This window comes from Sphingomonas faeni, from assembly GCF_040407495.1.
GTDB classification, from domain to species: Bacteria; Pseudomonadota; Alphaproteobacteria; order Sphingomonadales; family Sphingomonadaceae; genus Sphingomonas; species Sphingomonas faeni_D.
The window spans coordinates 459,936-482,793 of the sequence record NZ_JAPZPP010000003.1 but is presented as its reverse complement, the minus strand read 5'-3'; the positions used below and the strand labels follow the sequence as shown (position 1 = coordinate 482,793).

Sequence of the window (22,858 nt, the reverse complement as noted above, 5' to 3'; positions counted from 1 at the left end):
ATGGCGCCGACCGGATAGGTCAGCGTCAGTTACGGACCGGCATGTCGTAGAGATGCCGGCCAACCACAATGTCGTTTTTAGAAACTCTCGATTAACGCGCCGTGGCCGATGCGTTCATCGTGCAGCAGGCATCGCCCGACGGGATTGCCGGGAGATGTCGCCGCTTGTCTCGAATGTTGCCGGCGTTATTTCAGCGCGGCGCACGCCGTCTGGATCCGCGTGCAGGCCTCGCGGAGCAGCGCATCGGACGTTGCGTAGCTGATCCGGAACGCCGGCGAGAGGCCGAACGCGGCGCCCTGCACGACCGCCACCTTGGCGTCGTCGAGGAGATAGCCGACCATCGCCTCGTCGGTGTCGATCAGGCGGCCGTTCGGCGTGGTCTTGCCGATCAGCTCGGCGAACGACGGGTAGACGTAGAACGCGCCCTCCGGCGTCGGGCAGTGCATGCCGTCGACCTCGTTGAGCATCGACACGACGAGGTCGCGACGGCCCTGGAACGCGGTGTTGCGCTCGGCGAGGAAGGACTGGTCACCATTGAGCGCCGCCACTGCGGCTGCCTGCGCGATCGAACAGGGGTTCGAGGTCGATTGCGACTGGAGCTTGGCCATCGCCTTGATCAGCCACGATGCGCCGGCGCCGTAGCCGATCCGCCAGCCGGTCATGGCATAGGCCTTCGAGCAGCCGTTGACGGTCAGCGTGCGCTCGAACAGCTCGGGGCACGCCTCGGCGATGGTCGCGAACTTGAAGCCGTCATAGACGATGTGCTCGTACATATCGTCGGCGAAGATCCACACGTGCGGGTGCTTCGCCAGCACCGCGCCGAGCGCCTTCAGTTCGTCGATCGTGTAGCCGGCGCCGGTCGGGTTCGACGGTGAGTTGAGGATCACCCACTTGGTCTTGGGCGTGATCGCGGCGTCGAGCGCGGCGGGATCGAGCTTGTAGCCGACCTCGGGCCCCGCCTTGACGATGACCGGCACGCCGCCGGCGAACTGCACGACGTCGGGATAGCTCACCCAGTAGGGCGCGGGGATGACGACCTCGTCACCCGGATCGATCGTCGCGACCATCGCGTTGAACAAGGTGTGCTTGCCGCCGACGTTCACGCTGATCTGGTCGGTAGTGTAGGTTAGGTTGTTGTCGCGCGCGAACTTGGCGACGATCGCCTGCTTCAGCTCGATCGTACCGTCGACGTTGGTGTATTTGGTTTTGCCGTCGCGAATCGCCTGGATCGCGGCTTCCTTCACGAAGTCCGGCGTGTCGAAATCGGGTTCACCCGCGCCAAGGCCGATCACATCGACGCCTGCGCGCTTCAGTTCGAGGACGCGCGAGGTGATCGCGAGCGTCGGCGAGGGGCTGATGCGGCCGAGCGCGGCGGATGCGTGCATGGTGTAACCTTTGCGGTTGTCCGCGAGCGTCGCCGCGGAATTCGCGGGCGCTATACCCGCCGATCGCTCGAATTCGCAACCGTAACGATAGCGGGAATGAGCCCGCGGACCGCATTTCCGATGAAGAAACCGGCGGTCAGGTCGGCTCGGGTTAGCGGGGCTTCGGTTGCGCGGCCCGATTCGAGCAGGTCGGCTCGCAATATCCCGGGGAGTAGGCCATGCCGTAGCGGCGGCGTGACGAGTGCTTCGCCGCGCTGGACAAATAAGGAGGTGAAGCTGCCTTCGGTGAGGAAGCCGTCCGCGTCCTCGAACACCACCTCGAACGTGCCCGCGGCTTTCCGCGCGTCATCGTAGAACGCCCGTGCACTCGTCTTGTGGCGGAGGCGAAAGTCGGTCGCGACGACGGGCAGCGGGACGATCGCGACGGTCGCCTGCGCAGGCGAGTGCGGGAACGGTGCCGCCTCGATCGCGATCGCGCCGGACGGGCTGAGCAGCAGGCGGATGCGGCGGGGTCCGCGCAACCGGAAGGTGGCGGCCTGGAGTTCATTGCGCGCGGTGTGGCGGTCGAAGGCGAAGCCCAAGGCCTCCGCACTCGCCTTCATCCGCGCGAGATGCGCTTCAAGGCGGGTCAGGCCGGCCTCGGGGTCGAACGCCATCGTCTCGATAAGGTCGAAGCGGCGCTGGCCGGCGGTGACGAATGCGCCTTTCGCGTGGCATTCGTCCCACTCTGCGTCGGCTGTACTGTCGGCGACGATGCCCGAGCCGAGACTCATCGTCGCCGCGCCGTCTTCGATGGCGATCGTGCGGATCGCGACGTTGAAGATTGCATCGCCGTTCGCGTCAAACCGCCCCATCGCGCCGGTGTAGATGCCGCGAACGCGCGCGTGCTCGACCTCGGCGATGACCTCCATCGCGCGTTGCTTCGGTGCGCCGGTGATCGATCCGCAGGGGAACAGTGCGGTCAGGACGTCGACCGCGTCGCAGTCTGGTTTCAGCGTCGCGGTGACGGTCGAGGTCATCTGGTGGACGGTCGGATAGGTCTCGACGGTGAACAGGTCAGGGACCGCGACCTGGGTGGCGACGCGCGACAGGTCGTTGCGCATCAGGTCGACGATCATGAGGTTCTCGGCGCGCTGCTTCGGGTCGGCGGCGAGTGTTTCGGCGAGCGCACGATCGGTGTCGGGCGTCTCGCCTCGCGGTGCGGTGCCCTTCATCGGGCGGCAGGTGAGCGTGCCGCCGTCGAGCGCGAAGAAGAGTTCGGGAGAGAGCGACAGGAAGCGCGTCTTGCCGGTGTCGATCAGAGCGCCGTAGCCCGCCTTCGCCTGACTTCGTAGCCGGGCGTAGAACGCGAGAGGGTCGCCGACGAACGGCACGGTGGCGGCGAAGGTGAGGTTGGCCTGGTAGATATCGCCCGCTGCGATCAGGTCGAGCACGCGCGCCAGGCTGGCGTCGTAGGTATCGCGGTCGGTCAGCGGCTGGGGCGCACCGGTCCACGCGCCCGCGGGGTCGGAGAGCAACGCGGCGACGTCTTCGGGTGCTATCGTCTGGTACTGGGCGAACAGGCCGAACCAGAGCAGCGGCGCCTCGGTGCGGACGTCGACGGGTTTCGACGCGAGTGCGGCGCCGGCTTCGTAGGTGAGGTAGCCGGCGGCGTGCAGGCCCTCCGCGCGGGCGTTTCGTAACGCATCGAGCGCAGGGCGGACCTCGGCGAGCGTATCGGCGCGGACGATCCGGACGGGGTCGCGGTACAATCGCGCCGGGGCGCCTGCCGCGCGGGCGTCATCGAGCAACACGTAGGGCGCGGTCCACATCGTCGCGACTGTTGCACGGAGCGCGAGGCAAACCGCAAGCGGCGATTGCTCCAACGGGCGCGCTATCCTATTTCGAGGGCATGACAAATCCTTCTCTCCGCGCTGCGCCCCCGCTCCGTGCTGCCATCGTGCCCGTCACGCCGATCCAGCAGAACTGCACGATTATCTGGTGCACCGCGACGATGAAGGCGGCGGTGATCGATCCGGGGGGGGATCTGCCGCGGATCATGGCGGCGGTCGAACAGGCGGGGGTCACGGTCGAGAAGATCTTGCTGACCCACGGCCATATCGATCACGCGGGGGGCGCCAAACGGTTGTCGAACGATCTCGGCGTGCCGATCGAGGGGCCGCACGAGGCGGACCGCTTCTGGTTGCAGCGGCTCGATCAGGACGGACCGAAATACGGTATTTCGGGGGTGAATTTCGAGCCTGACCGGTGGCTGGTCGAGGGTGACACGGTGTCGGTCGGGGATCTCGTGCTAGATGTGTACGAGACGCCGGGGCACACCGAAGGTCATGTGATCTTCCACCACGCGCCGTCGAAGTTCGCGCAGGTGGGGGATGTGCTGTTCCAGGGGTCGGTCGGGCGATCGGACATGCCTGGGGGCAATCACCAGACGCTGGTGAAGTCGATCGTCGAGAAGCTGTGGCCGCTGGGGAGCGATACGAGCTTCATTCCGGGGCACGGGCCGGCGAGCACGTTCGCGCATGAGCGGGCGACGAATATGTTCGTTAGCGATCGGGCGCTGGCGGGATAACGTCTGCTTGTAAATCTAGCTGTTCCCCCGGGGGGGGCGGGGGCCCAGACTTAACCAGGGGCGGTACGCTTGGCCCCCGGGCCCCCGCCTTCGCGGGGGAGCAAGAAACAGGAGACCACCATTCAACGGCCCCACCCCGGCGAAGGCCGGGGCCCAGTTGGGGGACGAAGATTGGCTGGCGTCGCACTCCGTTATTGCCACCTTTCCAACTGGGCCCCGGCCTCCGCCGGGGTGGTTGCCAGCGTGAGGACGGGTCTTACTTCCGCTCGCTTGCGCTTTCAGCCCGCACCGACTTGAACTCCGACCCGTCGCGCCACTCCGGCCACAACCGGCTGTTCGCCAGCTTCGTGCCGATCGTCTTGAACAGGTCCACATCCTGCGCAGCACCGCGCAGGTCCCAGTCTGCGCCCCAGGCGTCGCACGTCTGGTGGTAGCATTTCATATACCCGTCGAGCCAAGCCTGCCCCGCGGTCCGACCACCCTCGACCAGATCGGGCGCGCCGCTGATCGCCATCAGCAGCAGCGTCGGCACGCCGCGCCGCGCGACCGAGAAATGGTCGGCGCGGTAGAACAGCCCGCGTTCGGGCAACGCTTCCGGCGTAACGACACGGTCTTGCGCCTTAGCGGCATCGCCCAGCATGTCTTCGAGGCTGTTCTGGCCTGCACCGACCAGCATGACATCCTTCGCAGGCCCCGCCGTCTGGAGGATGTCGAGCGTCAGGTTGGCGACCGTCTTGGCGGCCGGATAGACCGGGTTCACCGCATAGGTCTCCGAGCCCAGCAACCCGCGCTCCTCACCGCTCCACAGCGCGAAGACGAGGCTGCGGTCGGTGCGAGGGGCCTTGGCGAAATTGCGCGCGAGTTCGAGGACGCCCGCCACGCCGAGGCCGTCGTCGTTGGCGCCGGGGCGGATGGTGCGCCCCTGCGCATCGGGCGCGCCGATGCCGTAGGCGTCCCAGTGTGCGCCGAACATCACGACCTCGTCCGCGTGCTTCGTGCCCGGCAGCTTGGCGAGCACGTTCTGGCTCACGGCGGTGTCGTGCTTGACCGGCAGGTCGGTGGTGAACGCCTGCTTCAGCGCGACCGGGCGGAAGTCGCTCCGCCGCGCCGCTTTCCGTAACGCCGCCAGATCGAGGCCCGAGGCCGCAAACAACCGGGTCGCCGCACCACCTTCGAGCCAGCCCTGGAGCATCACCCGCGACTCAGGGTCTTTCCGGACGATGTCGTAATTCTCGCCAGCGGGGGCGGTGACGGTGTTCCAGCCGTACCCCGCGCCCGCCGTGTCGTGCACGATCAGCGCGCCGACCGCGCCACGTCGCGCGGCCTCCTCGTATTTGTACGTCCAGCGGCCGTAATAGGTCATCCGGCGGTCGCCGAACTTGCCCTTCGCATCGTCGCCCGCAGCCGCCTCGAAGTCGGGATCGTTGACGAGGAACACGGCCACCTTGCCCTTGAGGTCGAGGCCCTTGAAGTCGTCCCAGCCGCGCTCGGGCGCGGTGACGCCGTAGCCGACGAACACCATCGGTGCGTTGGCGATCGCGACGCGATCGACGCCGCGGACGGTGCTGAGGTACACGTCACGGCCCTGCACCAGCGCGGTGTCGCCGGCGCGGACGGTGCCCGCCCCCATTCGCGTGTGAACGAGCGGCACGGGCTGCGTCCAGCTGCCGTTCGGGCCGCCGGGTTGTGCCTTCATCGCCTTGAACTGCGCGATCAGCCAGGCGATCGTCTTGGTCTCACCCGGCGTTCCGGGCGCACGGCCTTCGAAAGAGTCGGAGGCGAGCGTCTTCACGTCGGCGGACAACCGCTCCGGCGAGACCTGCGCGGCGGCCGGCGACGCGGCCAGCAGCGTGGCGGCACCCCATAAACGAAGCGCGCTCATGCCCGGCCACCCGACGGCACGACCTGGAAGGTCTTGGCAGCGGGCACGCTGTTCGCCTGATACGCGATCGTCAGCGCCCAGCCGGCGAGTACCGCCATCAGCGCCCAGGTCGCGAGCGCGCCCCCTGCCCGCGGTACGCTCGACGTCGTCCGGTCCATCCCGAACGCATGGGCGATTCGCGCAATCACGAACACCCCACCGGCGATCCACAGCCACAGCGTCGATCCGCCGGCGAGCTCGATCAGCCCCATCAGGATCAGGATGAACGGCGCGTATTCGGTGAAGTTGGCGTGCGCGCGCATCCGCGCCTGCAGGCGCTGGTTGCCGTCGTCGCCGATCAGCACGCTCTCCTTCACGCGCATCGGCACGATTCGGAAGGCGAGCCACAGGTTGACGACGGCGGCGGCCGCGGCGATCGTCAGCGTTACGGGTAATATCACGGCGTTGCCCCTCGAATATCAGGTCTTTTGTCAGGCGCGTGCCCTGCCACTCGAGATCGGGGGTTGCAACTTGGGGGGCAGAAGCTTGCAACGCGAGGCGAAATCGCTATAGCGCCACGCTTCGCGAGCGTCAGGCCGCATGGGTTGCTTCGGGCGGCCGGCATTCATGTCGGTTGCCTGTGTCCCGTGTCCGGACGTACTCGGAGCCCCGACCTTTAGATTGAACAAGGTGCCGAAATGGCCGTCCCCAAAAGAAAAACCTCGCCCTCCAAGCGCGGCATGCGCCGTGGCCACGACTCGCTCACGATCGCGTCGTTCCAGGAATGCCCCAACTGTGGCGAGCTGAAGCGTCCGCACAACCTGTGCGGTTCGTGCGGTCACTATAACGGTCGTGAAATCCTCTCGATCGAGGGCTGAGGCTTCCAACCGGAACCTCTAACTTGAACGAAGGATAAGCGATGCCCGACAGCGGCTGGATCGCGGTCGATGCGATGGGTGGCGATGACGGGCTGGCAGTGATGCTCGCCGGCGTCGCACGCGCGCGTCATCGATACGAGGGCACGCACTTCTTCCTGGTCGGTGACGAGACTGCGATTCGCGAGGGGCTGAAAGCTCATCCGAACCTGTCGCAGAACTCCGAGATCGTCCACGCGCCCGAAGTCGTCGGTTCGAGCGAAAAGCCGAGCCAGGCGATCCGGCGCGCGAAGAAGACGTCGATGGGCATCGCGATCGACCTGGTCAAACAGGGTCGTGCGGCCGCTGCGGTGTCGTCGGGTAATACCGGCGCGCTGATGGCGATGGCGAAGATATCGCTGCGGATGCTGCCCGGAATCGACCGGCCGGCACTCGCGGCGCGTCTGCCGACGCTCGGCGACACCGACATGGTGATGCTCGACCTCGGTGCGAACACCGAGTGCGATGCGCGCAACCTCGTCCAGTTCGCGATCATGGGCGCCGCCTATGCCCGCACCGCGCTCGACATCCCGCACCCCCGCGTCGCGCTGCTGAATATCGGCAGCGAGGACATGAAGGGTACCGACGAGATCCGCGATGCGGCCGCGCAACTGCGTGCGACGCCCGCCGTGGACATGCAGTTCAACGGCTTCATCGAAGGCGACCGGCTGTCGCGCGGTGAGGTCGACGTCGTCGTGTGCGACGGATTCTCGGGCAACATCGCGCTGAAGACCGCCGAGGGCACCGCGCGATTCGTCGCCGACCTGCTCAAGCGCGCGTTCCGCAGTTCGGTGCGGTCGAAGCTCGGCTTCCTGATCTCGCGCCCGGCGACCGAATTGCTGCGCGATCACCTGGATCCCAACAATCATAACGGCGCTGTGTTTCTGGGGCTCAACGGTATCGTCGTGAAGAGCCACGGTGGCGCCACCGAGCGCGGCGTGGCGACGGCGATCGGCAATGCCGCCAAGATGGTTCGTAACGATCTGGTCCGGCGGATCGCCGACGACCTCGGCAGCGTGGAGAAGGCGGCATGATCCGGTCTGTGATCATCGGCACCGGCTCCGCCCTGCCCGCGCGCCGCGTCTCCAACGCCGAGCTCGCGGAGCAGGTCGATACCAGCGACGAGTGGATCGTCGAGCGCACCGGCATCCGCTTCCGCCACATCGCCGGCGAAGGCGAGACGACCGCGACGCTCGCCGCCGACGCGTGTCGCGCCGCGCTGGCCGCTGCCGGTATCGAGGCCGGAAGCATCGACCTGATCGTGCTCGCCACCGCGACGCCGGACCAGACTTTCCCCGCCAGCGCCACCAAGGTGCAGGCGATGCTCGGCATCGACGATTGCGTCGCGTTCGACGTCGCGGCGGTCTGCTCGGGCTTCCTGTACGCGGTGCAGGTCGTCGACAGCATGATCCGCAGCGGCGTCGCCAAGCGCGCGCTGGTGATCGGTGCCGAGACGTTCAGCCGCATCCTCGACTGGGAGGACCGGACGACCTGCGTGCTGTTCGGCGACGGCGCCGGCGCGATCGTGCTCGAAGCGCAGGACACCGCGGATGAAGGCGGTCGCGGCATCCTGACGACCAAGCTGCACGCGGACGGCCGTCACAACGAGCTTCTCTATGTCGATGGCGGCGTCTCGACGACCGGCACCGTCGGCAAGCTGCGCATGAAGGGCCGCGAGGTGTTCCGTCATGCAGTCACCAACCTGGCATCGGTGATGACCGAATCGCTGGCGATGGCAGGGCTCGAATCGTCCGACGTCGACTGGGTCGTGCCGCATCAGGCGAACGCCCGCATTCTCGATGCCACTGCGCGCAAGCTCGGCCTCGCGCCGGAAAAGGTGGTCGTCACGGTGGATCAGCATGCCAACACCTCTGCGGCCTCGGTCCCATTGGCGCTCGACGTCGCGGTGCGCGATGGACGTGTCCGACAGGGCCAGATCGTCGTGCTGGAAGCGATGGGCGGCGGATTTACCTGGGGCGCTGCGGTTATCCGCTTCTAAACCCAGCCGAAACAGGTCGATTCGCTTCTAGAACAAAAGTTCTTCCGGTCGCCTCGCTGCTTGTGTAGGAGGATCGCCGAGACTGGAGCTTGCAAATGACGATGACCGGTACTTTGACGCGGGCCGACCTGGCTGAATCGCTTCACCGCGAGGTTGGATTGTCGCGGGCGGATTCGTCGAAGATCGTCGAACAGATCCTGTCGGAGATGTGCGGCGCATTATCCGAAGGCGAGAACGTCAAGATCTCCGGATTCGGAACGTTCGTGCTCCGTGACAAGGGAGAGCGCGTTGGTCGCAATCCGAAGACCGGTATCGAAGTGCCGATCGCACCACGTCGCGTCCTCACGTTCCGTGCGAGCCAGATGATGCGTGAGCGCATTGTCGGTGCCGGCTGAAGCAATGCCCGGCGACGCCGACGACGGCGCGCCCTCGACTGGCGAGGCTGATTCGACGCCTGCTACCAAGGCCGCGGCGGCATTTCGCACGATCGGCGAACTGGCCGCCGACACCGGACTGCCGCAACATATCCTGCGCTATTGGGAAACGCGGTTCCCTCAACTTCGACCGCTTCAGCGCGCCGGCAATCGTCGCTATTACCGCGCCGAGGACGTGGCACTGGTCCGGCGGATCGACACGTTGCTGAACCGCGAAGGCTATACCGTGCGCGGGGTGCAGCAGTTGCTCGCCGGCGAGAAGTCCGCACCAGTCGCCCCGCTTTCGGCTATCCCAGCACAGGTGGAATCACCGCTTCCCGCATTGAAAGCGATCCGGGCCCTTCTGGCACAGGCGTTAATCGAGGACGCCGCCTGAGCGCGCTCCGCCGGTAGGCGTTCGAAAACCTGTCGTGAGAAAAACGGGGGAAGGCTCAACCCTCCCCCGCGTGTCTCAGGCGTCGCTGCCGAGCGTCTTCTTGGCGGCATCGAGTGCTGCCTTGCCGGTCTTGCGCACCGTCTTGGCTGCACCATCGGCAGCTTTTTCGACGGTCGTTCCGGCCTTGCGACCGAGACCGATCGACTTCGCCATCGCGCGACGGGCTTCCGAATAGGTCGCCGCGACCATCGGATAGTCCGGCTTCAGGTTGAAGCGCTCGCGGTACTGCTCGGGCGTCAAACCATTGGTCGAAAGATGACGACGCAACGTCTTGTACTTCTTGCCATCCAGCATCGATATGATGTGGTCCGGCGACGCTAGCGACTTGCGCACCGAAACCGCAGGCTCCGACGCGGGAACCGCAGCAGCTTCCGGCTCGGCTTCACCATCACCCGAAAGCTTTGCAACAGCGGCGTGCATCGCCACCAGAAATGCCGGCACGTCATCGGCCGCAGTGCGCGTGTTGGGGTTTGCAAGCCATGCTGCCGTCAGTTCGGCAGCGAGTTCAACCGTGTTAATCGTATCCGTCACGCTATTTCCTTGAATTCATCATGTATCCCCCGGCGACCGCCTACAGGCTTTGCTACCGAATTAATACTCCATGTTTGCGGGTAATTACCTGCCAGTATTCCGACCGAGGAATGTCAAACCCACTCATGATTTCTCGTGGCGTCCGCGGTGCCGACATAGTCGGACCGGCGCACTTGGAATCGGACCATCTGATTTACCCCAACGCGCTCGCAATCGGCGGAAGGCACACCAAGACTTTGGGCCGCAGTTCGTTCGATAACGCGGTTAGCAATTTGGTTCGCTGCGGAGCGCGAATCGGATGCGTATGATTAAGGAACGCCGTGCCAAACATCTACGCGAAGGTGATCATGAGCCGATCGATACTATGCGATGCAGTATCATATGTAACGACCTTTCACGATCCAGTCGAAACCAGAGCCATAGTGGATCGAGAGCTTTGCGGAACTTGGGTAGCGGTCGTGTCGATCATTCCTCACACGTAACGCGGCGGAACGTTGCAGACAGGCCCTCCCCGCGCTCCAACGAATGTCGGAATAGGCGTTTGCCCGATAGGCGTTGGGAAGGATCGAGAAGCGAGCAGTCAGCCAGACTGCTCGCTACCTATCGACAGGGTACCGGTAGGTCAGACACCAATATTCATCGGTATCAGACCAGCGTCAGGCCCACGTCGACATTACCGCGCGTCGCGTTCGAATACGGGCAGATCTGATGCGCCGCGTCGACCAACTTTTCCGCTTCGTCGCGGGCGATACCCGGCAGCGAGACGGTCAGATCGGTGGTGATGCCGAAGCCACCCGCCGAACGCGGACCGATACCGACCTTGGCGGTAACCGCGACGTCTTCGGGTATCTTCATCTTCAGTTGCTGACCAGCGACCTTCAGCGCGCCAATGAAGCACGCGGAATAGCCTGCCGCGAACAATTGCTCGGGATTGCTGCCCTCGCCGCCGGCACCGCCCAATTCCTTGGGCGTCGAAAGCGCCACATCGAAACGGCCGTCCTGCGAACGCGCATGGCCATCACGACCGCCGGTCGCCGTGGCTTCGGTAGTATACTTCACATCGATCGACATGCTGCGTCTCCAATTTTCGTTATCGCGATAAGTATCTAGGAAGGGTCGGTACCGGCGTCTAGTATAATTTGTCGCGGTAAAGATTTTTGTGGTAAACGATGGCGATAAGGAGTCCCGCCGTGTCCGACCCGCTGCCGCTCGACGACCAGCTCTGTTTTTCGCTCTACGCCGCGACCATCGCCATCAATCGCGCATACAAGCCTGCGCTCGATCGGCTGGGCATCACCTATCCGCAGTTTCTCGTGCTCCAGACGTTGAACGGGGCGGAGGACGGCTGTTCGATCGGGGCGATAGCGGAACGGCTGGCGCTCGAGCCAAGCACCATCACGCCATTGGCGAAGCGGCTGGAGGCCGCGGGGCTGGTAACGCGCGTCCGCAACCCCGCGGACGAACGCCAGATTCGGGTGCGCCTGACCGAAGCCGGCAAGGTCCGTTGGGCTGAGACCGGATGCCTCGGGCCGCTGATCGTGGAACGCTCGGGGATGACGCTCGAACGTCTCACGGCGCTCAATAGCGAAGTTGCCGCGCTCCGCCGTGCACTGGCAAGCAGCCGAACAGTTTCATCGTAAAATCGGTGTCTCTGCCGCTGTAAGCGGGATCGGGTGGTCTAAGACACAGCGGTCATGGAGGATGGCGTGCTCGCCGCCATCCTTCATGACCGAGCGCCCCTGACACCATTAGCCGCATTAGCCGAGCTGTGCGGTCGGTCTTTCGCCAAGACTAACTATCGGTAGAATAACGTCATATAAAGAATTCTTTATATCTTGCTTGACCGTCCTACGGGAAGCTGGGAAACGGCGCGTGTCGAGGTTCTTCGGTCGCGCAATCGTCCCGAAGCTAAGACGGGAAGCCGGTGCGGATCTCCTTTGAGGAACCAGGTCCCAGGCCGGCGCTGCCCCCGCAACTGTAAGCGGCGAGCGACGGTCGACGAGTGTCACTGGCGGTAGAACCCGCCGGGAAGGCTAGACCGGCGTTATGACCCGCGAGCCAGGAGACCTGCCTCCGACGCGATAACGTCCACCGGCGGGGATTCCGGGCTGGCTGCTTGCATGCACGCGGCCGGACAATCCGAACGCGGCCTGTTTCGTGTCCATCCGTCTTCTTCGCCCTTCACCGGGGTATGAAGACCATGAGCATCACGATCGGCACACGCCGCAAACGTCATTACGCCTGCATCGCCGCCGGCTTCGTCATCGGGTTGCCGTCGGCGGCCGATGCGCAAGCCGCCGAACCCACATCCGAGGACATTCTGGTCACCGGTCGCCACGCGGCGGACCTGACGGTGCCTAACGGAACGGCCAGCCGGCTCAACCTGTCACCGCTGGAGACGCCGGCGACGCTGTCGGTCATCGACGGCGCCACGATCCGCGCGCGAGGCGACATGACGATCGCCGATGCGGAAAGCCGCGCACCGGGCATCACCAGCGTCGGCAATCTTGGCAATGGCGGTACTGCGCTCGCGGCGCGTGGCTTCAGCGGCCAGGGGTCGGTGCTCCAGCTGATCGACGGCGTGCGGCTGTTTCCCGCGGCCGGGACGCTGACGTTCCCGACCGATCCATGGATGGTCGAGCGGATCGACATCCTCAACGGGCCTGCCTCGGTGCTGTACGGTCAGGGCGCGCTCGGCGGCGCGGTCAACGTGCTGATGCGCAAGCCGAATACCAAGCACACCGAAATCGATGGCGAGATCGGTTATGGCTCTCAAGACACCTTCCATGTCGCAGCGGGCGCCGGGGGACCGGCAGGCGAACACCTGTCCTACCGCGTCGACGGCAGCTACCGCCGGTCGGACGGGTATGTCGACCGAGGGCAATCGCGCAGCTACGCGCTGTCCGCAACACTGCGCTGGGCGCCGACCGATACGCTCGCCATCACGGTTCGCGACGATTACGGCAACCAGAACCCGATGCGCTATTTCGGTACGCCGTTGATCGACGGCCGGCTCGACGACGACAACCGTCACCGCAACTACAACCCGCGCGACGGCTATGTCCGCTTTCGCGACAACCGCACCAGCATCCAGGTCGACTGGACACCATCGACCGCGCTGACCGTCAGCAACCAGGCGTATCGGCTGACATCGAAGCGATCCTGGCTCAACCTCGAAAGCTATTGCTGGGTCGCAACCGATCGTAGCTGTCCGAACGGCAACGGTGGCGGCGCGGCCACGCCCGGCAGCATCTACCGCACCGACATGACCGGCATCGTCCACGACCAGACGCAATGGGGCGATCAGGGGAGTGTGACGTTCAGGACGCCGATCGCGGATGGCCTGTCCAATGACGTCGTCATTGGGTTCGACATGAACTTGGTCAAGCTGACCTATTCGCATAATTTCGGTGCCGAGCCGCAGGTGTCGGAGGTCGATCCGTACAACTTCGATCCGGGCGTCATCGTCGACACCCAGGGGATCGCGCCGCGCTATCGGACGCGGACAACCGAATATGCGGTGTTTGCCGAGGACCGGCTGAAGCTCGGCGACCAAGTCTCGATCGTCGGTGGCCTCCGCTACGAACGCGACAGGATCCAGCGCTGGACGATCGACGGCGCCACCGAGGCGTTCGCGCTCGACAAGCGGCTGCACAACACGACCTGGCGCGTCGGCAGCGTCTACCAGCCGATCCCGACCGTCTCGCTCTATGCCCAGTACGCGACCGGGGTCGACCCGCTGGGGACGCTGACCACCTATTCGACGGGCCAAGTCCAGTTCAGTAACGCCGTGGGCAATCAGATCGAGATCGGTGCCAAGGCGGTGTTCCTCGACGGCCGCGGCACGGCGACGCTGGCGGCGTACCGCATCGTCAAGACGGGGCTGCTGGCGCAACTTACGCCGACCAGCCCGATCGAGCAAATCGGACAGCGTTCCGCCAAGGGTATCGAGGCCGCGGTCTCGATCGACCTGCCAAGGGGTTTCGGGATCGACGCGAACGGCAGCGTTCTGAACGCCCGGTTCGACGACTTCCTGTCGGGGACCGCGAACTATGCGGGCAACACCCCGCCCGACGTGCCCGAGACGATGGCGAACCTGTGGCTGCGCTGGACCGTGACGCCGACCGTCCAGGCCCGCGCCGGGCTGCGTTATGTCGGTCGTCGATTCTCCGACAATGCCAACGACTTCCGGATCCCGGGATATGCCACGGTCGATACCACGCTGTCCTATGCGGTTACCCCGCGCGTCGCCGTGGACCTTCACGTCTACAACCTGTTCGATGCCGCCTATGCGATCAACAGCTACGGCGTGCAGCAATGGGTGCTGGGTCGTCCTCGTGCGGTGGACGTCTCGCTCCGTGCCGGTTTCTAGCCGCCGCCCCGCATCGCTCGCCAAGCTTGGCCGGCGCTGGCTCTATCTAGTGCACCGTTGGATCGGGATTGCGAGCTGCCTGCTGTTCGCGATGTGGTTTTCGTCGGGGCTCGTGATGATCTACGTCCCCTACCCTTCGCTGTCGCCAGCCGAGCAACTGGCGCGTGCGGAGCCGATCGACTGGCGGGCGGTGGACGTGCCGCCGCCGCTCGATACCAGGCAGTGGCCCCAGGACCTGCTGCTCGAAATGCGTGACGGGATCCCGGTCTGGCGGATCGAGACATGGGAGGGCGAGCGTCGGACTATTTCGGCTCACCGGGGAGCAGTCCTCGCTCAGGTCGATGCCGGCTATGCCGCGCGTATCGCCCGCCGCTTTGGTCATGCCTCAGTGGCAGGCACCGAGCGATTGGCGCGCGATCAGTGGACCGTGGGCGGCGGCTTAGACCAGCATCGCCCTTTGTGGAAGGTGACAATGGCGGATCCGCTGGGAAGCGAGCTGTACGTCTCCTCGTCGACAGGAAGTGTGGTGCAATCGACGACGCGGCGCGAGCGCTTATGGAACTGGCTCGGGTCAGTGCCGCACTGGCTATACCCGACCGTCCTGCGGCAGGATAACGCGGCATGGCGCCAGGTCGCGATGTGGGTTTCGGGACCCTGCATTGCCGCGGCCATCGCGGGGATGTGGATTGGAATTCTCCGGACGCGGCTTGGCCGGCACCGGTTCAGCGGTGGCCGCGCATCGCCCTATCGCGGCTGGATGCTGTGGCACCACCTGGCGGGACTGGTAGGCGGCGGCTTTCTGATCGCGTGGATCGTCAGCGGTTGGCTCTCGGTCGATCCGGGACACCTGTTTCGCAGCATCCCACCTGCCGAAGCCGCGGTCCAAACCTACGCCGCCGCCGATCAGGTTCCCGCGGTGCAGATCGATCGGCTCGCCACCGCAGGCGCGGGCGCCGTCCGCGCGCGACTGACCGACTATGCGAACACGCCACTCGTCGTCCTCGACTATGGGAATGGTCGCAGAACCACGTTGAGCGCAGCGTCGCTCGCGCCCGCGCGCGCCACCATCCGCGCCATCGCCGCCGCCGCGCGTCGCCGTCAGGCAGGCGCATCGCTGATCGCGCTCGACCGGCTGACGACGCCCGACGCCTATTGGTACGAGGTCGGCGGCTTGCCGCGTCTGCCGATCCTACGCCTGCAGTTCGATGACCCTGCCTCGACCTGGCTGTATGTCGATCCCGCGACTGGCGAGGTACTCGCGACAGCCGACCGTCGCCGCCGCATCTATCGCTGGGCGTTCGACCTGCTTCACAAATGGGACCTCAACGCACTGACGCAGCATCGCCCGATCTGGGATCTGCTGTTGTGGCTGGCATCGATCGCCGGTCTGGTGACGTCGATCAGCGGCGTCTGGCTGGGTTTGAAAAGACTGGGTTTGAAAAGGCTGCAACGGCGGCGCCCGTGAGCGGCCGGCAACCAATGTGATCCCGACCGTACTCGCGAGCGGATGCCTGTCTCAGCGGCCCACCGCGATGTAGGTGAAGCCGGCGTTCTCGACGATGTCGCGCGGGTAGATGTTGCGCAGATCGATCAGGATCGGCTCCGACAGCAACGATTTCACGCGCTTCAGATCCAAGGCGCGGAACGCGTCCCATTCGGTGACGATCACGAGCGCATCGGCGCCTTCCATCGTCGCGTAGGTGTCGTCCTTGAAATCGACGTTCTGGAGCAGCTTGGCGGCCTGTTCCATGCCCTCGGGATCATAGGCCTGCACGCGTGCGCCGGCGTCCTGGAGCAACTGGATCACCGCGATGGCGGGGCTGTCGCGCATGTCGTCGGTGTTCGGCTTGAACGTCAGGCCGAGCACCGCGACTGTCTTGCCGCGAACTTCGTCGCCCATGGCCGCGATGACCTTGCGGCCCATCGCGCGCTTGCGGTTCTCGTTGACCGCGACGACCGCCTCGACGATCCGCTGCGGCGCTTCGTAATCCTGGCTGGTTTTGAGCAGCGCCAGCGTATCCTTGGGGAAGCACGAGCCGCCATAGCCTGGCCCAGCATTAAGGAACTTCGCACCGATCCGGTTGTCGAGCCCGATGCCGCGCGCGACCTCCTGAACGTCGGCCCCGACCTTTTCGCAGAGATCGGCGATCTCGTTGATGAAGGTGATCTTGGTCGCGAGGAACGCGTTACCGGCGTATTTGGTCAACTCGGCGCCGCGCCGCGACATTTCGATCACCGGCGAGCGGTTCAGGCTCAGCGGACGATAGATTTCGCGCATCACGGCCATCGCGCGCTCGTCATGACCACCGATGACGACGCGGTCGGGCCGCTTGAAGTCGTCGATCGCGGCACCTTCGCGAAGGAATTCGGGATTGGAGACGACCGCGAATTCCGCGTCCGGGTTGTTCTCGCGCAGGATCCGCTCGACTTCGTCGCCGGTGCCGACCGGCACGGTCGACTTGGTGATGACGACGGTGAAACCGCTGACCGCCTTTGCAACTTCGGCAGCGGCGGCAAATACATAGCCGAGATCGGCATGGCCATCGCCGCGACGCGACGGAGTTCCCACCGCGATGAAGACCGCCTCGGCACCCTTGACGCCTTCGCTCAGGTCGGTGGTGAACGCCAGGCGTCCGCCCCTGACGTTGGTTTCGACCAACGCCTGGAGGCCCGGTTCGAAGATCGGGATCCGACCCGCATGCAACGCGTCGATCTTGCTCGCGTCCTTGTCGACGCAGACGACGTCATGACCGAAGTCGGCGAAGCAGGCCCCCGACACGAGGCCGACATACCCAGTTCCAATTACTGCGATCCGCATGGTCGTTTACTCACATCTTGCGAAGCCCGCACGCACGCAGACTGTCTATGCTGCATGGCAGCGTGTGTGCCGTGCTGGTGCCGCGTTTAGGTCATTTTAGCAAGGCCCGCACCTGGTTCCGTCGCCCGGATGGCGCTGTTCGGCGCGTTGCGAATGCTTTGCTGCAGCGCGACACATTTTTACAAATATAACACGGTTAACCGAAATTTAACGGCCTTGCTTAGGGTTGGTTGCAGGACTTTCTGCGATTGCTCGGGTGACGTCATGGAGATGCAAAACCGTGCCCAACACCCCCGCTTCCGCTACCTCGTTCCTGTCCACGCTCGGCGTCAACGCGCACTCCGGCAACGCGAACAATGCGTACGGCAATGCCAGCCTGACGATCAACAGTCTGAATTATCTGGGTATCGGCACGGTGCGCGATACGTTGCCGGGGTCGGGTATCGGGAACGCAGTCGTCAACGCGATGGCCGCAGCCGGCGTCAAATTCGACTTTGTGACGTCGTCGGGCCTGCCCGCGACCGGGGCGTCGGGGCTGGCGAACTATGTCGCGTCGCTCGCGGACTTCCAGACTCGGCATGCCGGCAGCATCGTCGCGGTCGAAGGGCTGAACGAGGTCAACACGCAGGAGTTCAGCTATAACGGCAGCGGCTCGCTGACCGCGGCGGTCGAGTATCAGAAGGCGCTGTATACCGCGGTTAAGGGTAATGCCGGGCTGTCGGGCGTGTCGGTCATCAACCTGTCCGTCGCACTCGAAAGCCCGTCCGCCTATGCGGCGATCGGCGATCTCGGCGCTTATTCCGACTTTGCCAACGCGCACGCCTATACCGCGTCGGGCGGACTGTCCGACAAGGTGATGGAGGCATCGATGGCGCGCGCAGCGGCGGCGTCCAAGGGCGACAAGATCGTCATCACCGAGACTGGCTACACCACGCTGTCGAGCGACCCCGGCCTCGGTGTCAACGAAAGCGCACAGGCCAAGCTGACAGTGAACGCATTGCTCACCGCGTTCGAGAACGGATCGAGCCGGACCTTCCTGTACGAACTGTTCGACAGCAGCCTCAATCCGGACGGCTCCGAAAAGGAGTTCCACTTCGGCCTGTTCAATGCCGATGGCACACCCAAGCAGGCGGCGACCGCGGTCCATAACCTGACCAGCCTGCTCTCCTACGTCGATGCCGGCACCGGCACCGCGGCCTCCGCTGCGACCGCCTATTCGCTCGGCGGCATGCCCGCGGACGGCCATTCGCTGACGCTGACCAAGGCCAACGGCGCCTACGACATCCTGCTGTGGCGCGATGCCAATCTATGGAACACCACGACCCAGTCCGAAAACGCGCTGGCGACGAAGACCGTCACGATCGATCTCGGCGGCCTGCAGAAGACGGTCTATGTCTATGATCCGCTGCGGGGCAGCGCGCCGATCGCGACCTATACCAACGTCAGCCAGATCACGCTGGCGGTCGGCGATCGCGCACTGGTCGTCGAAGTGGGGTCGAAGTCCGCCTACACCGAAACCGCCACCGCGGTTCCCGCCGCGCTGAGCACGACCGCGGACGGGCTGGTCGCGCAGATCGACAAGCTGGCCGGATCGACCGGGTTGAAGACGATCGCGCTGATCGACAGCGCGGTGCTGAACGTCGCCTCGGTATCGACGATGCGGTACATGATCGCCAAGTACGGCGATGTGCTGGCGAAGGTCAGCGGCGGCTATTCGTTCAAGGTGACGGAAACCGGCGTCGGCTGGAAGGAAGAACAGGCGTTCGACGCCAAGGGGATCCTCGTCTCGACCGCCGACTATGGCTATCTCGGCGGCGTCATCTCGAACATCCATACCGAATATGCGTCCGGCGTGATCAGCGACCAGAGCTATACCACGGGCAAGCAGTCGGCGACGATCATCGACGATCCGAAGCTCGGGCGGACCGTCACAAGCTACGACATCGCGACCGGCAAGCCGACATCGATGACGGTCGCGGGCAAGGACGGCAGCAACGCCGCGACGGTCTACAAAAACGGTATCGTGTCGACCTACACGATAACCGCGGCGGACGGCTCGAAGGTCACCGACACCTACGATGCCGCCGGCAAGCGGGTCAGCGAGGTTCAGGTCGATACCAAGAACGTCTGGACGACGCTGCAATATGACGCGAGCGGTGACGTCTCGCGCAAGTTCGTGCAGCGGCCCGACGGCAGCAGCGAGAGCTATGCGTACAAGCTGACCGGGCTCGCCTATGTGACCGAGCATCAGGTGGTGAACACCAAGGGCGTGGTCACTCTGGTCGAGCGGCTGCGCGGCGATGGCACCCCGGTGACCACCGCGCAGACCTTCGCCGACGGCGGCAAAATCTCCAGCACGTTCGGCGCCAACGGCCAGTTGCTGACCAAGGTGACGAACGCGGCCGACGGCACGCGCACGTCGCTGACCTACGATGCGACCACGACCAAGCTCGCGTCCAGCGTGGTGCAGACCGCGGCCGGGGCAACGACGACGATCACCTATGTCGGCGGCGCGATGAGCGACCGGACGCTGGTCCGCGCCGATGGCAGCCGCACGTCCGAGACGTTCGACGCGACCGGGTTGAAGACGCGGCAGGTCGATGTCGATACCGCCAAGACCTATACCACGCAGGTTTTCGACGCGACGACCGGCAAGCCTCAGCGCACTTATGTGCAATATACCGACGGGCGTAGCATCGTCACCAGCTTCAACGTCACCGGCAAATCCTATGTGACCGAAGTCCAGACCACCGACACGGCGGGCAAGGTCGTCTCGGTCGTGCGGCGCCATGCCGACAATACGCTCGACTACACCGACTCGTATGCAGCCGACGGCAACCGCACCACGACGGCCTATGATGCGACGGGCCACAGGCTCAACCAGACCATCACCGCGGTCGGCGGCGGACGCGTGATCACTACCTACGATCCGACCACCGGCGGGCTGAAGAGCCTGCTCGAACTGGCGGCCAACGGCACGATCATCCGCAGCCAGACCTATAGCGGCGGCGGCCTGGTGAACGAGGACGTGGTCAGCGAGCAGGGCAAGGTCACCTACACCTACAACAGTGCGGGCGCGAAGATCTCGCAGTTGCAGATCGACCCCGACGGCACGAAGACGACGACGCTCTACGACGCGACCTCGGGCGCGGTTACCAAGGTGTATGTCGCCAATCCCGACGGCAGCGGTGAAACCCGTGCCTACGGCCTCACCGGCCTTGCCTGGAGCACCGAAATCCAGCTGACGGATGCCACTGGCAAGATGGTGTCGCTGACCCGCAGTGCCGCGGACGGCCGGCTGGTCTCGACCGACATCGTTCAGGGCACATCGAAGATCACGACCGCGTACGATGCACAGGGCCGCCGCCAGACCGAGACGACGGTGACTGGCGACGTCGCCAAGGACGGCACGCGAACGGTGCTGACCTATGATCCGGCAACCGCGACGATGGTGTCGCGCGTCGTCCAGTCGGCGGCCGGCGGGACGGTCACCACCAGCTTCAAGGCCGGGATCGTCGCACAGATCGTCTCGGTCCTGCCCGACGGCAGCCGCTCGACGGTGACCTATGACGCGGCCGGCAAGAAGACCAACGAAGTGACGGTCGATACCGCGGGCACCTGGACCACGTCGATCCTCGACGGCACGGGTGCGGTATCGAAGCGCTATATCAAGAACGCCGACGGCAGCGGCGAGACGCAGTCGTTCGGCATTACCGGACAGGCCTGGACAACCGAGCGCAGCGTGTTCGACGCCAAGGGCAAGGTCACGCTGGTCGTGCGCAGTCACGCCGATGGCAGCCTGGCGTATCAGGAAACCAACGCCGCCGACGGCGCGCGTCTGCTCCAGACCTACGACGCGGCGGGCAAGCTCAGCCAGTCGGTAGCGATCGCGGCGACCGGCGAAACGCATACGCAACAGTTCGATGCGGCCACCGGGCTGATCACGCGCGATATCGGCCAGCTGGTCAACGGCGACGTCGCGACCTCGCTTTATACGAATGGGCAGCTTGCAAGCCGGCGGACGCAACTGGCGGCGGGCGGCAAGGTCGTCGAGGCGTATCTTGCCGACGGATCGCGCACCGCTGACACGTATACCGCCGCTGGGATCCGCACGACCGCGGTGATCGTCGATGCCGCCGGCAGCTGGAACACGACGCTGTACGATGCGGCCGGCAAGCTGACGAGCAACTTCATCGAGCGCGCCGACGGCACCGCCGAGAACACGCTGTATAACATCACCGGCAAATCCTACGTCACGCAGACGCAGCTCGTCGACGGCAAGGGCGTGGTCGTCTCGGTCGTGCGCAAGCACGGCGACGGGACGCTCGACTATACCGAGACGCGCAATCCCGACGGCACCAGCCTGCTGACCTATTACGACGCCAAGGGTCGAAAGACGAAGGCCGCGACGATCGGCAACGGCAGCACGCAGACCAGCGAGTACGATGCGGCGACCGGTGCGCTGGTGACCCGGATCGACGAATCGAACGGCATCACGCACAGCCGCGGCTTCGACACTGCGGGCCGGCTGGTCAAGGACGTCACCGTCGATGCGCAGGGCCAGTGGACGACGCTGCTGTACGATCAGGCAGGCACGGTCACGCGCAAATACGTGACCGCGCCGGACGGTTCGGCCGTCAATACCGTCTATATGCCTGCCGGCTCCGACTATGCGGTCGGCGTGGTCAAGACCGACTCGACCGGCAAGACAATCTCGGTCGATCGCACCCGCGCCGACGGCAGCCGTGCCTATGCCGAGGTCAACGATACGACCGGCCAGACGCAGCAATATTTCGACGTCGCGGGCCGCGAGCAGAGCAAGGTCGTGACCGATGCGACCGGGCGCACCACGATGACCTTCGATACCGCGAAGGACCAGCTCTCTGCGAGCAAGACCGCGCTAACCGGCGGCGGCAGCATCGTCCGCACCTATGCCGCAGGCGTCATGACCGGGCGTACGACGACCACTGCCGCAGGCGTGGCGACGACCGAGAGCTTTGCGACCGCGGGCCATGCGATCGCCGATGCCCGGAGTGCAGCGACCGGCTACGATGCGATCCTGGTGGGCGGCGTCGGCGGCGTGACCGGTTCGGTCGCGGACGAACTGCTGCTGGTCGACCGCAGCGGTGCGACCGTCGCGGGCGGCGGTGGCAACGATCGCTTCCTCGTCACGCTGGGTACCTCGGCGACGATCGAGGACTTCGGTGCGGGCCACGACCTGCTCGATCTCTCAGCGTTCGCCAAATCGGGGTATCAGCCGATGATGGAGATTTCGGGCAGCGACCTGACCGTGAAATACGATCAGGGGGCGACGATCACGCTGACCGGGGCGGCGGCACACAAGCTCGTCCAGACCTCGGCGAGCAGCGGGGTTTACGCCTTCGGCTGACGCTTTGCGGCGCGCGTACCGGTTTAAGCGGTGAAGCGCGCCGCACCGCAACATCCGATTAGGATTTAGGGCTTAACCATAAACAACACCGAATCGGTTTTGTGGAAGATGTTATGACCCCAGTCCGTATTCCCGCCGCCCGTGCGCCGG

Annotated in this window: 17 protein-coding genes and 1 riboswitch; of the genes, 10 read left to right on the top strand and 7 right to left on the bottom strand. The window is 65.1% G+C overall.

Features of this window, described 5'->3' with window-relative positions; translation table 11 throughout:
• Positions 1-185: 185 nt before the first annotated feature.
• Complete coding sequence (locus tag O6W96_RS12275) at positions 186-1,385, bottom strand: pyridoxal phosphate-dependent aminotransferase (protein ID WP_353469810.1); 1,200 nt, start codon at positions 1,383-1,385, stop codon at positions 186-188.
• A gap of 50 nt (positions 1,386-1,435) precedes the next feature.
• Positions 1,436-3,196: an aminodeoxychorismate synthase component I gene (gene pabB, locus O6W96_RS12270; RefSeq protein ID WP_353469809.1), complete on the bottom strand. Its 1,761-nt coding sequence runs from the start codon at positions 3,194-3,196 to the stop codon at positions 1,436-1,438.
• Positions 3,197-3,276: 80 nt separating this feature from the next.
• Between pabB and O6W96_RS12265 the strand changes: the two genes are divergently transcribed.
• Positions 3,277-3,954: an MBL fold metallo-hydrolase gene (locus O6W96_RS12265; protein WP_353469808.1), complete on the top strand. Its 678-nt coding sequence runs from the start codon at positions 3,277-3,279 to the stop codon at positions 3,952-3,954.
• A 256-nt stretch (positions 3,955-4,210) separates the two neighbouring features.
• Here O6W96_RS12265 and O6W96_RS12260 read toward each other — a convergent pair whose 3' ends face one another.
• On the bottom strand, positions 4,211-5,836 hold the full coding sequence (locus tag O6W96_RS12260) for a M28 family metallopeptidase (RefSeq protein WP_353469807.1): 1,626 nt from the start codon (positions 5,834-5,836) through the stop codon (positions 4,211-4,213).
• On the bottom strand, positions 5,833-6,276 hold the full coding sequence (locus O6W96_RS12255; protein WP_353469806.1) for an MAPEG family protein: 444 nt from the start codon (positions 6,274-6,276) through the stop codon (positions 5,833-5,835). The genes O6W96_RS12260 and O6W96_RS12255 overlap by 4 nt, the downstream gene beginning before the upstream one ends.
• Before the next feature lie 237 nt (positions 6,277-6,513).
• On the opposite strand from O6W96_RS12255, the gene rpmF reads away from it, so the two are divergent.
• The 5 genes from rpmF to O6W96_RS12230 all read left to right on the top strand — a co-directional run bounded on the left by rpmF (position 6,514) and on the right by O6W96_RS12230 (position 9,538).
• On the top strand, positions 6,514-6,693 hold the full coding sequence (gene rpmF, locus O6W96_RS12250) for a 50S ribosomal protein L32 (RefSeq protein ID WP_056054400.1): 180 nt from the start codon (positions 6,514-6,516) through the stop codon (positions 6,691-6,693).
• A 41-nt stretch (positions 6,694-6,734) separates the two neighbouring features.
• The gene (plsX, locus tag O6W96_RS12245) at positions 6,735-7,763 is read left to right on the top strand and encodes a phosphate acyltransferase PlsX (protein WP_353469805.1); all 1,029 of its coding nucleotides are present in this window, start codon (positions 6,735-6,737) and stop codon (positions 7,761-7,763) included.
• The gene (locus O6W96_RS12240; RefSeq protein WP_353469804.1) at positions 7,760-8,728 is read left to right on the top strand and encodes a beta-ketoacyl-ACP synthase III; all 969 of its coding nucleotides are present in this window, start codon (positions 7,760-7,762) and stop codon (positions 8,726-8,728) included. The genes plsX and O6W96_RS12240 overlap by 4 nt, the downstream gene beginning before the upstream one ends.
• Before the next feature lie 95 nt (positions 8,729-8,823).
• Positions 8,824-9,123: an integration host factor subunit alpha gene (locus O6W96_RS12235; protein ID WP_353469803.1), complete on the top strand. Its 300-nt coding sequence runs from the start codon at positions 8,824-8,826 to the stop codon at positions 9,121-9,123.
• Positions 9,107-9,538, top strand: a complete 432-nt coding sequence (locus O6W96_RS12230; protein WP_353469975.1) for a MerR family transcriptional regulator — start codon at positions 9,107-9,109, stop codon at positions 9,536-9,538. The genes O6W96_RS12235 and O6W96_RS12230 overlap by 17 nt, the downstream gene beginning before the upstream one ends.
• Positions 9,539-9,613: 75 nt before the next feature.
• Here the strand turns inward: O6W96_RS12230 and O6W96_RS12225 are convergent, their stop codons facing one another.
• Together O6W96_RS12225 and O6W96_RS12220 are read right to left on the bottom strand one after the other, a co-directional pair.
• Positions 9,614-10,129 carry a MucR family transcriptional regulator gene (locus tag O6W96_RS12225; RefSeq protein ID WP_353469802.1) on the bottom strand — a complete coding sequence of 172 codons (516 nt, stop codon included), beginning with the start codon at positions 10,127-10,129 and terminating at the stop codon, positions 9,614-9,616.
• A 645-nt stretch (positions 10,130-10,774) separates the two neighbouring features.
• Positions 10,775-11,200 (bottom strand): organic hydroperoxide resistance protein, encoded by a 426-nt coding sequence (locus O6W96_RS12220; RefSeq protein ID WP_353469801.1) that lies wholly within the window; start codon positions 11,198-11,200, stop codon positions 10,775-10,777.
• Between the two features lie 119 nt (positions 11,201-11,319).
• Between O6W96_RS12220 and O6W96_RS12215 the strand changes: the two genes are divergently transcribed.
• From O6W96_RS12215 to O6W96_RS12205, 3 genes are all read left to right on the top strand, one after another.
• Complete coding sequence (locus O6W96_RS12215) at positions 11,320-11,769, top strand: MarR family winged helix-turn-helix transcriptional regulator (protein WP_353469800.1); 450 nt, start codon at positions 11,320-11,322, stop codon at positions 11,767-11,769.
• Between the two features lie 222 nt (positions 11,770-11,991).
• A riboswitch (cobalamin riboswitch) is annotated at positions 11,992-12,218 on the top strand.
• Positions 12,219-12,320: 102 nt separating this feature from the next.
• Positions 12,321-14,501 carry a TonB-dependent receptor gene (locus O6W96_RS12210; RefSeq protein ID WP_353469799.1) on the top strand — a complete coding sequence of 727 codons (2,181 nt, stop codon included), beginning with the start codon at positions 12,321-12,323 and terminating at the stop codon, positions 14,499-14,501.
• The gene (locus O6W96_RS12205) at positions 14,488-15,966 is read left to right on the top strand and encodes a PepSY domain-containing protein (protein ID WP_353469798.1); all 1,479 of its coding nucleotides are present in this window, start codon (positions 14,488-14,490) and stop codon (positions 15,964-15,966) included. The genes O6W96_RS12210 and O6W96_RS12205 overlap by 14 nt, the downstream gene beginning before the upstream one ends.
• A 51-nt stretch (positions 15,967-16,017) precedes the next feature.
• On the opposite strand, the gene O6W96_RS12200 is transcribed toward O6W96_RS12205, so the two are convergent.
• Positions 16,018-17,319, bottom strand: coding sequence for a UDP-glucose dehydrogenase family protein (locus tag O6W96_RS12200; RefSeq protein WP_353469797.1), 1,302 nt, complete (start codon positions 17,317-17,319; stop codon positions 16,018-16,020).
• 280 nt (positions 17,320-17,599) lie between these two features.
• Between O6W96_RS12200 and O6W96_RS12195 the strand changes: the two genes are divergently transcribed.
• Entirely contained in the window at positions 17,600-22,708 is a 5,109-nt protein-coding gene (locus tag O6W96_RS12195; protein WP_353469796.1) for a hypothetical protein, read from the top strand.
• Positions 22,709-22,858 lie beyond the last annotated feature (150 nt).